This window comes from Microbulbifer echini, from assembly GCF_041447225.1.
GTDB classification, from domain to species: Bacteria; Pseudomonadota; Gammaproteobacteria; order Pseudomonadales; family Cellvibrionaceae; genus Microbulbifer; species Microbulbifer echini.
In genome coordinates this window covers 38,121-47,905 of sequence record NZ_JBGMEL010000013.1, presented here as the reverse complement: position 1 = coordinate 47,905, position 9,785 = coordinate 38,121, and the positions used below count along the sequence as shown (strand labels likewise).

At 54.5% G+C, this 9,785-nt stretch carries 9 protein-coding genes; 1 reads left to right on the top strand and 8 read right to left on the bottom strand.

From position 1 onward, the window contains the following. Positions 1 to 71: 71 nt before the first annotated feature. On the top strand, positions 72 to 245 hold the full coding sequence (locus ACCI51_RS13680) for a hypothetical protein (RefSeq protein ID WP_371844084.1): 174 nt from the start codon (positions 72 to 74) through the stop codon (positions 243 to 245). Between the two features lie 49 nt (positions 246 to 294). Here the strand turns inward: ACCI51_RS13680 and ACCI51_RS13675 are convergent, their stop codons facing one another. The 8 genes from ACCI51_RS13675 to ACCI51_RS13640 form a co-directional block, all read right to left on the bottom strand. After that, a complete protein-coding gene (locus ACCI51_RS13675; RefSeq protein WP_299582863.1) occupies positions 295 to 1,674 on the bottom strand; it encodes an AgmX/PglI C-terminal domain-containing protein in 1,380 nt (459 codons plus the stop codon). 9 nt (positions 1,675 to 1,683) lie between these two features. Continuing rightward, positions 1,684 to 2,235, bottom strand: coding sequence for an ExbD/TolR family protein (locus tag ACCI51_RS13670; RefSeq protein ID WP_299582860.1), 552 nt, complete (start codon positions 2,233 to 2,235; stop codon positions 1,684 to 1,686). Then, on the bottom strand, positions 2,232 to 2,837 hold the full coding sequence (locus ACCI51_RS13665) for an ExbD/TolR family protein (protein ID WP_371844081.1): 606 nt from the start codon (positions 2,835 to 2,837) through the stop codon (positions 2,232 to 2,234). The genes ACCI51_RS13670 and ACCI51_RS13665 overlap by 4 nt, the downstream gene beginning before the upstream one ends. Next, on the bottom strand, positions 2,837 to 3,622 hold the full coding sequence (locus ACCI51_RS13660; RefSeq protein ID WP_371844079.1) for a MotA/TolQ/ExbB proton channel family protein: 786 nt from the start codon (positions 3,620 to 3,622) through the stop codon (positions 2,837 to 2,839). The genes ACCI51_RS13665 and ACCI51_RS13660 overlap by 1 nt, the downstream gene beginning before the upstream one ends. 69 nt (positions 3,623 to 3,691) lie before the next feature. Then, positions 3,692 to 4,012 (bottom strand): hypothetical protein, encoded by a 321-nt coding sequence (locus ACCI51_RS13655; protein ID WP_371844181.1) that lies wholly within the window; start codon positions 4,010 to 4,012, stop codon positions 3,692 to 3,694. After that, on the bottom strand, positions 4,012 to 4,596 hold the full coding sequence (locus ACCI51_RS13650) for a tetratricopeptide repeat protein (protein ID WP_371844077.1): 585 nt from the start codon (positions 4,594 to 4,596) through the stop codon (positions 4,012 to 4,014). Before ACCI51_RS13650 ends, ACCI51_RS13655 begins: the two co-directional genes overlap by 1 nt. A gap of 23 nt (positions 4,597 to 4,619) precedes the next feature. Continuing rightward, entirely contained in the window at positions 4,620 to 7,763 is a 3,144-nt protein-coding gene (locus ACCI51_RS13645; RefSeq protein ID WP_371844075.1) for a tetratricopeptide repeat protein, read from the bottom strand. Then, on the bottom strand, positions 7,760 to 9,784 hold the full coding sequence (locus ACCI51_RS13640) for a hypothetical protein (RefSeq protein WP_371844074.1): 2,025 nt from the start codon (positions 9,782 to 9,784) through the stop codon (positions 7,760 to 7,762). Before ACCI51_RS13640 ends, ACCI51_RS13645 begins: the two co-directional genes overlap by 4 nt. Position 9,785: the final 1 nt, after the last annotated feature.

The window sequence follows — 9,785 nt, the reverse complement described above, 5'->3', positions numbered from 1 at the left end:
AGCCGCCGCTTTTTTGTTTGCAAAATCCTTGACAGGGCCCAAAGGCACCGCCACCGCACAGGGTTTACCCGGTGCGCGAACTTTACTTGGAGGAAGAAAAAGTGGCCGTGAAGCAGGTCATAAATACCGCTCAGATAAGGGAACTTTTTTGGGGGTTGCCAAGTGGTTCTCAAGAGACCCCTGGGGAGCTGAGGGCAGGAAAAAGTAGCAGGAGGATTCCAACAAACGCCGCAAATCCAATTTAGTGAAGCCAAAATGACCCCTTCCCGCTGGCGCAGGAAGGGGGAACCCAGGTTAGCTCTGAGGCAAGAAGTCGATCGGATAGAGAATGGTGATTGTTGGCACACCAGCCTTTTCACCGAAGTTAAACCGCTTGACCCGTGCAACAATTTTGGCATTGAGCGCCGGCGAATCCATATCGCTGGACTCCACTTGTGCAAGGGAAACGGAACCATCGGGTTCGATGGTGATCTTCAGGACCATCTTACCCTGCAGGGCCGGATTGTTTCGCAGCTCGCGGTTGTAGATACGATACAAAGCACTCTTGTAGCGATCGAAGACAATCTGGATCTCCTCGTCGGTACGCGATGGACCCACACCGTCGCTCAGCGGACGATCCTCACCAGCGAAGTCACCCTCGTTACCAATCGAACTCTCCGCACGGGTAAACTCAACACCGCCGAGGGAGGAACCAGTTCCAGCTACATTGCGACTCACATTCGAAGTGTTAATACCACCGCTGCCCTTGGCTGCCGCTGAAGCAATCAGAGAGCGCTGGCTGCGATCTTCTTTCTTACCCGCCGTACTCAACTGGGTCTGCTGGCCGAGGCGGTTATCCAGGTCATCCTGGATAAGATCCTGGAAGTTATCCTTAAAGGCCAGAACGCCTGCGCGCTCCGCTTTCTTGCGTGCCTGCTTCTTCTCAGTTTTGGTGGGCTTAGGCTCTTGCTTAGCCACCTTCTGCTCAGGCTTGGTCTCGGGTTTCTTCTCCTCTTTTTTGGGCTTGGCCTTCTCCGGTTCGGGCGGAGGCTTCGGCTTGGTTTTCTTTTCGATAACCAGCTTGGCTAGGCGTTCAGGAATCTCAACCACCTGACTCTCGGGCTCCGGCAACGTGTAGAGCGGTACCAGATACCCCAGTAAAGCAGCCATAAACAATGAAGCAAAGACGCAGAGACGGAAACGTTTCTCGTCCTCACCTTGGGTATGCCAGGGCATAACCATCGGACGAAAATCCGGCTGTTCGAATTCACGGGTGACCTCAAATTCGTAGCGGGACTCCTCTTCCTCGCGGCGCAACTCATCGGCGCGCTCATCCAGGGCAAAAATTTCCTCATTGCTGTATTCAATTTTATCGAGGACATCGCGGCGACTTTGATGCAAGCGGTCGAGGTTGTCATTGAAGCTGCGGGTAGATTTCCCGACTCGCTCAATAACCTGCTCGGTGACGCCTTCCCGGTAGTCGTCAGCCCAGAACATTTCCCCGGCGCCAACCTCTTCGAGTTGGCGCAGGCGTTCAGAAATTTCATCGAGCAACTGGTACTTGGTGCCGTGGGCCTGTAATTCGGCCAGCTGCGCTTCGATCTGCTGCCGCTCATCCTCGAGCAGGTGCATGCGCTGGCGGACCGCCTCGAGCGAATCGCTGAGCGCCTGCTGTTGTTGAAGAAAATTATTCACAAACTTCCATTAACCCTGAGATGCTTTCTGAATAACCGCCAGTGATACCTTGGTGTAACCCGCTTCTGTACAGCTGGACATCACCTTCTTAAGCAAACTGAACGGGATACCTCGGTCCGCGAGAATATTGACTTCCGGTAGTTCCGGCTCAATGTCACCCTCGACCGCGCCCTCTTCTGTCTCGGCAGATGCCTGGGCAGTGGCCTGGGCCACGCCAATCGCCTTACCCATCTCTGCAATCATGGCCTGTTTGATGGCTTCGATAATGATTCCCTCACTCTCGAGCACCTCACTGGTAGCAATCACAGAATTGGATTCCACCAAGATCTCCTCATCCGTCACCATCAAGGTCACGGTTTCCCTGGGTTTAGTCTCTACAACCGAATCCGGCAGAGTGATCACCTTGGGCGGCTCCAACGCTTCATTACTGGAAGTGTTGGTTAAGAGGAAGAACACCAAAATGGTGAATACATCCATCAATGAGGTGAGGTTCATCCCCGTGGTTTTTTTGCGCTTATGGCTGCGCGCCATACGCTTCATACGTCGGCTTTCATGTTTCACGGCGCATCTCCTATGGAAATATCGGGAAACAACTCCACCCTCTCCACGGCATCCGGATCGCTGGGGTCACTACCCTCTACGCGCACTTCGGCTCCGCGTACAGTATCCATGACACCAACCAAATGCTCATAGGCAATATCCGCCTCCATCAGGAGGATGGAATCGGTTTTCTCCGGGTAGCTGGCTTTTACCTGTAACAAAAACTCAGTGAGTTTTTTCAGGTCGTACACCTCTGCCGTTGGTAGCAGCGCTAAAGCCTCGCCCTCTTCGGTCGCCTCTCCCGCCGAGGTTTCCCCAGCGGTAGCTACCGCCTGAGCAGGCTCTCCCTCCTCGCTGGCATTCAAGTTGGGGAAGCGCGCAATTACCTTCTCGCCGTCGCTGATTTCCAGCGCCTCCGTGCGCACAACAACTTCCACCGTGACCGCGGGATCATCCGGTGCTCCACCGCCGGCCCCACTGGGCATATTCAACTCCAGAATTGTGACCCGTGAGAACACGGCCGATACCAGCAGGAACGGCACCAGCACCACCATCAGGTTCAAGAAGGCGGTGATGTCCAGCTCCGGGGCTTCTTTATCTCTCCCGTGGCGCCGCCTTCTCATTACGCAGTTTCCGTTTGCAGTTCTTCGGTATTGGCCTCAGCCGCTGGCTGCGCTTCGGCTTGTTTGTCAGATTTACTTTCCGCCTTGCTTTTAGATTTGCTTTTATTTGCAGACTTACTTTCTGTGCTGGGTGCATCGATTTCGAAACGGCGGCGGGTTGAGCTGTCGATCAGGTTGGAGGCTTTAACGGAAACCATTTCCAGGCTATCGATAATTTCACCAGTGAGGGAGTTGAGCAGTGCATGCACAATCAACAGGGGAATACCGGTCATCAAACCAAATGCAGTGGTGTTCATCGCTACCGAAATACTGGCAGAGAGCAAATCGGCCTTCTCTGCCGGGTTGGCGTTGGCTACCGCGGTAAAGGCCTCGATCAGACCCATAATGGTACCGAGCAGACCCAAGAGTGTGGCGATATTAGAAAACAGCGCTACGTAGGGAGTACGCTTTTCCAGCTGAGGAGTAATTTCCATCATGCTCTCTTCCATCGCGATTTCGATATCTTCGCGACGGCGTACCGCACCCTGACGGGCCAGGCCCATAGAAAGCAGTTTGGCCACACTGGAGTTATCCTGCTTGACCAGATTACGCGCGCGATCGAAATCTCCACTGGAAAGAATCGGCTGTAATTTATCCCACATGGCTCGGTTGGTGTGACGCTCGTAGTGCAGGCGAATAAATCGCTCAATGGCCACGGCGCCACCCAGGGCAGCCACCACGAGAATCGGGTACATAAAAGTACCGCCCGTCTGGAAAAAATCGATGACGCTATTGAAAAAGTCCATTACAAACCCTCTTGAGAAATACTGCAGTAATTGGTTGCTGCTCTGGCTTCCGCCAGAGAAAGGACGGCGTTAGTCGCCGGGCAGGCTGAGCTGGTAGAACTCCAGCTCACGCATGAAAACTTCCTTGTCGAGCGGCTTGAGCTTGTCGTCCATCAAACTGGAAACAAGATCACTTTCGACACCCACCTCGGAACTTTTCCAGGGGACAATATAAAGAGACTTGGGCGCTTCCTTGTTACCAATAATGGAGATGCCCGACAGTTCCTTTACTTTTGAGTCCACTTTTTTTTCAGTGGATTGTGTTTCTTCTCCATCTTGTGACTGGGCTTGCGCCATAGGAAAGGCGGCGAAAGTAAAAATTAATGGCAAAACCCATTTAGACTGCACCATCACTTGTCCGCCCTCCGCTTAAGATCCGCCAGCCAAATGGATACATCCTGATCCTCTGGCTCCAGTTGCACATATTGCTGGAATTGTGCCAGAGCGCACTGGAGATCTTGCAGATAGAGATCACACAATATGCCTAGATTTTTAATTAAAGGCAGGTATTCGGGGTTTTCTGCTAAGGCATTCACATAAATTTTACGCGCATCGGCAAAGCGGCCCTGCTTGCGGTAAAGCACGGCCAGCTCATTGGTGGCAACCGGGTGCTCGGCATCGAGCGTCAAGGCTTTGAGAAAAGCCTCCTCTGCTTTTTTTTCATTGCCAACCTGATAGTGGGCAATCCCTAAATTAATAAAGGGCGCCGGCAGGCGCTGCTCCCGCTGCACCACCGTTTCCAGTAATTCGATCGCCTTGACAAACTCCTTTTCGGCGATAAATTCCAGGGATCGCTCAAAATCCCGATTTACACTGCCGGACACCCGCACCGAAGAATAATCGGTGATTTTGCCATTAGCCCCCTGATTGCCCGCACAGCCACTCAAGAACAGCGCGACACTCAACAGGAATACGATTGGTAATCTTGCTTGCATAACCCTCAACTCCATTCTTGTTGTTACTGACCGGAAACCGCTTCACCGGCATCCATCTGCTCCGGTTGCGGCGGTAAAGGCACAATGTTTTGCAGATACTGACCAGCTTCCTCAGCCCGTGCATAACGGGCCGGCACCAGCCCAGCCAGCTTGCCGATACTCTTGTCGACCCAGGGGTTGTAAATACCCACCCCGAGTAACTCAACATTTTTCTCGTGCACGGAAATCGCTTTTTCCTCGAAGGGGTATATCTGGTCTTCCAGGGCCAACTCGTATTCTTCCAGCTCCAACGCACTCAAATTACCGGGACGCTCGGACTCTTTCAGGGAGACACTAAAATGCAGATAGATTTCCGCGAGGTAATAAGTCGCCGCAGCGGTCACGTCCGCCACCTGATAATCAATCAAGGCCGAAAAATCGCTGATCGCTTTTTTCATACGCTTGCGCTTCAAATTCAGGTTTTGCTCGATAGGCTTCACCAACGCCACCTGGGCAAAGGCCTTATAGCTGGGCTCAGCCAACTGCAGGGCGGCGCTACCAGCCAGGTAGCGGGTACGATCACTGCGCTGTGAACCGCCGCGCAACTCTATACGCACCATCTCGCGCAGCTCGCGCATATAGCGCTTTTGCTCTCCGGCCGTTTTATAGAGATCGGCAATTTTCTGCCGCGTCTCAAGCGCCGGCTCCATGGGGTTGGGGAACAGCTTCACGTAGCGACGCAATACCGCCAGAGCCTTGCCGCTATCCTTCGCCGCACTGTAGAGATCTGCCGCCTGGCTCAGGGCCTCACGGCGAATATCTTCGTCCTTGGACTCGCGCTCAATTCGCTCAAATTCCGCAGCCGCCAACAAGAGTTCGCCACTCTCTTGGTAGACCACGGCCAGTTTCTTGGTGACATCTTTTGCGAGCTCATGCTCGGGGAAATTCCTGCGAAAACCGTTCAATACCGAGGCGGCTTGACTCCAATCTTTCAGCACAATCAGGGAGGCGGCAGCATCGTACTCTGCCGTGGCCAGCAAAGTCGCACCGGGAGCTGCTGCGCGAATACGCAGGAAGTGCGCGGCCGCTGTAACATGGTCCTCTTGCTGACGCGCCATATCCCCCTGCTGATAAATAGACGCAGCCAGGTTATCGACAAGGTTTGCACGATCTTTGGCATCCGCCGCCGTGAGATTCAGAGTTTCCCCATAGGCCACTTCTGCATCGGCAAATGCCTGGGTATCAAAGGAGCCGTGGGCCACCAACATCCAGGCGGAGCGACGTATCTCCTGCTCTGCAGCGGGGAATTTTTCTAGCAACTGGCGGCCATTTTCTATGGCCGGTGCGTAGTCTTTGAGCCCGTATAGATCCTCGACCGCCCCCAACATCACCTGTGGCGCCTTGCCATGCTGCGCAAAGGTATCGGCAAAAGTCAGGGACGAGCGAATAATCTCGCGCAGCAGGGGTGCGCGCAGATCGGCACCGGCATCTTTCAGTTTGTTGCCCAAATGCTCGCGATAAGCGTATACCGCCGCATAACCCGCCTCACTGGAATCCTTGTGGGCCGGATATTCGTAGGCGGTGCGCTCGTATTCCAGGGCGGCGCCATGGAAGTCGCGATTTTCCAGCATCAGGCCAGCGAGCTGGTAGTTGATTTCCGGCGCGCGCTCAGTTTCACGGAAGGATTGCAGGTAGCTGCGATACCAGTGAATGGCCTCGCGGTAGTGCTCGCCTTTTTTATCCTTCAGCTTCTTATTCTGATAAGCCGCATGGTAGTGGCTGGCCAGATCAATCAGGTTAGCCTGTAGGAACTCGACCACTTCCCCATATTCATTAATATCAAATACGTTCCAGTACTCAGCACTGAGTGCATAGGTGTTGGCGAAGGATTTCTTCGCATCAAGCACCAGCCGGGGAAACCCACCTTTGCCATAAATTTCAATAACACGAATGGAAAAGTCCGCGGAAACCCGGTGCAACGGATTGCGCTCAACAAAGGCGGTATAGGATTTTGCCGAATCCTGATAGCGACGCTTATCCAGGTAGTACTCACCCAGCTGGCTGTACACTAGGTATTCATACTCGCGCGCGCCCTTACGTGAGAAATAATCAACGATGGAATCCGGGCCTTCCATATAAGAGAAGCTCAAACTCACCACGCGGAAGGTATCCTCCACGTGCTTGCGCTCAACATTGTTGCTCTGCTGATCGAAATCGTAGCCCTGAGAAACTTTGTAATCGAGCATGGCGATATAATCGTCCAGTGCCATCTCGTACATATCTTGCTTGAATAGGGACCAGCCGCGCTTGTACAAAGCCAGCTCGTAGAAACTCGATACAGGCCCCATATCGATCACCCTGCCGTAAGATTCTTCGGCATCCAGGTATTTTTTACGGGTAAAGTTGTATTCGCCCAGACGGAACCAGGCCTCATCGATATGGCGGGAGCCGGGATACTTTGCCACCAGCTGACGCAACACATCGACCGCTGCATCAATTTGGCCGGCTTCCTCATAGGCGCGAGAGAGCTGGTACATCACCTGGTCATTGCGGTCGTACAGAGGATATTTTTTTAGCAGATCGAGATACAACTTGATAGCCTCACGGGCATTCGCCGACATGAGCGCATCGGGGTCCTCCGCAGGAGACTCCAGCGGTGCCGTATCTGCGGCCACATCCACACTCCCACTGGCGCGCGCCTCAAATTCTGCATCCGACTCCGCTCCGCCACGCTCCTCTGGCGTTACGGTTTTCGCCTGCGTAACGGTCGCCGCAACTTCAGCGGGCGCATCCAGCGTATTTTCCGCGGTCACTTGCGCGGCATCGATGGCCACAACAACACCACTGCTTGTCGTGGCGGTGGCAATACCATCGATGGCTTCATCTTCCGCGCGGTGTGCCTGCTTGATTTTCAGGTCGGCAATTCGGCGCATTGCCTCGGGAGTAAGGTTGGATTCCGGGGTTTCCTGCAGGTAGCGCTGATAACTGGCCAGAGCCTTCTCCAGGCTTCCGTCGATATACTCCTCTTCAATCTCGATATCGACTTTTTGCAAGCTGCCAATGGTCTTACCACTGTTTACCGCACAGGCATTGAGCAGCAGTACGGCAACGGCCAGTACGCAGCGATACAGGGCAAGGGAACGCCCCTGTTTAGCAAACGGTTTCACGTGTTTGGTTAAGGCTTTCACCCTTCACTCCCTGCGTTGTCCTGCACTTCCATTTCGGGCGGGTTGCCCTCGGGCAGCGCTTCCGGCTGGGCCTCGCGGAGCTGCTCAATCTTGCGTTCATCTTCGCGCTGCTCCTGCAATTCATTGGCACGGTCGAAACTGTCGGCCAGAGCAAAGCGCGCTTTAATCTGGTAACTCTCCAACTGAGTGCGCCGGCGTTCCAGCTCTTGAATAGCGAGCGCTTCAAGCATGCTGCCCTGGCGCGCCATCAACGTCTCAAGACGCCGCTGGGTAGCGCGAATCTGTGCGCGCAAACGCTGAATATCTTTGTTATACCCGGTGTAACTGTGGGTAGCGGCCTGGCGACTGCGCACATAGGAGCGGTAAACCGTTTGCAGTTTTTCAATCTCTGTATTTAGTGCCTGTAGGTGCTTATACGCTTCCGTTAGGCGCTCGTGATACTCGGTCGAGAGACGCAACGCCAAAATACCCTGGAGGCGCTCCAAGCGGCTGCGGGTCTCCTCGGTAAAACCCCGCGGGTTGCGCGCAATTTGCTTGTGTAACTGCAGTAGCTGCAGGCGGGCCTCCTGCTCTTCGGCAGTGGCAAGATATTCCGGGCGGCGGGAGACCAGCATCTGCTCAATACGACTGGAAAATTGATCCCGCTGCTCCATACGCAACTTGATGCGCGCATCCAGGGTGCGGAATTGATCGTCGAGCTGCGGCAATAGGGGTTCATAGTAAGCTCGGCGCACGCTGATAATATCTTCGTAAGCCGTGAGACTCTTAAGCCACTCTTTATTGCGTTCGAAAAGTTCGTTCAGATCGCGGTAATTGCGCAGGAACTCCTGATAATCATTGGAGGCCATCAGGTCGAGGAGATAGTGTGTCTCCGGCGCCTCGGGCAGATTGCGCAGGGCTACCACCCAGTTTTGCACCTGGGTGGCTTCTTTCCGACGCAGGGCTTCGAGAAATTTACCCTCGCGAATACTATCGATCGATGCCGTCAGCGTATCGATTTCACGGCCGAAGGCATCCAGGGCGCGACCGTAATTAATCGCTGCGGTACTGTGTACGTCCAGCTTGCCGTAGGCATAAGGCACTGCGAGCATGGCTTCTTGCGCAGCTTCATTGGTGCCCTTGCGGTTCTGCAACATTTTCCAGGGCACCAATGCACGATCGTAACGCCCCGCGCGGGCCTCAACCCAGCCGGCACCGAGTAGAGCCCTATTGGAAAATGGACCCTCGAGATTCACCCGGTCAAAATAGGGACGCGCCAACTGCAATTCGCCGGCCTCCATCAGGTGGGAACCGAGTAGCAAATTGGTTTTGTCGTACAGCGCCTGATCGGCGGGGTCGCTGCTGCGGCGCTTGCCCAGAGCCGTTAACTCCAATACACCGCGCGCCTCTTCACCGGATTTCAGCTGGGCAATACCCAGGTTGAATTCCACAAAGCCATCCAGGGATTCCTCACCTTTCAGATCTTTGAGCAGCTCCACGGCTTCTTTAAGACGCCCAAGCTCCATAAATACCCGAGCGCGCAGAAATTGTTCATCCGCACGCACACGTAGGGGTACCCGCCCTTCGATCATTTCCAATGCATGCAGAGCATTGAGGGGTTGTTGCTTGTGATAGTGAATCTTGGCCAGGCGGTAGGCCGCCTCATTGCGCACTTCCTGGGAGACATTGCCTTTGAGCACCGCCTCAATCGCGCGGCCCGCTTCCCGGTGCATACGGTAGGAGAGCTCCAGGTCGCCGACGGAGAATTCCGCCTGCCCCAGATGTGTACTGAATGGGTCCAACTCCGGCTCATCCAGGCGATGGAACTGGGCCAACTCGGAATCCAGGGCCACAATCGCATCGAAGTATTTATCTTGGTGCGCGTGATACATAGCCGCACCAAAGAACAGGTCCTGCAGCGCCTCGCTATTGTCGGCATCAGCCGCATTGGAGACGAGTGGCAGACCACACAGGGTAAAACCGATAACGCGCAGGCCTGTCCCGACCGCGCCGGACAATACCGAAAGCAGAGATGTGCGCATG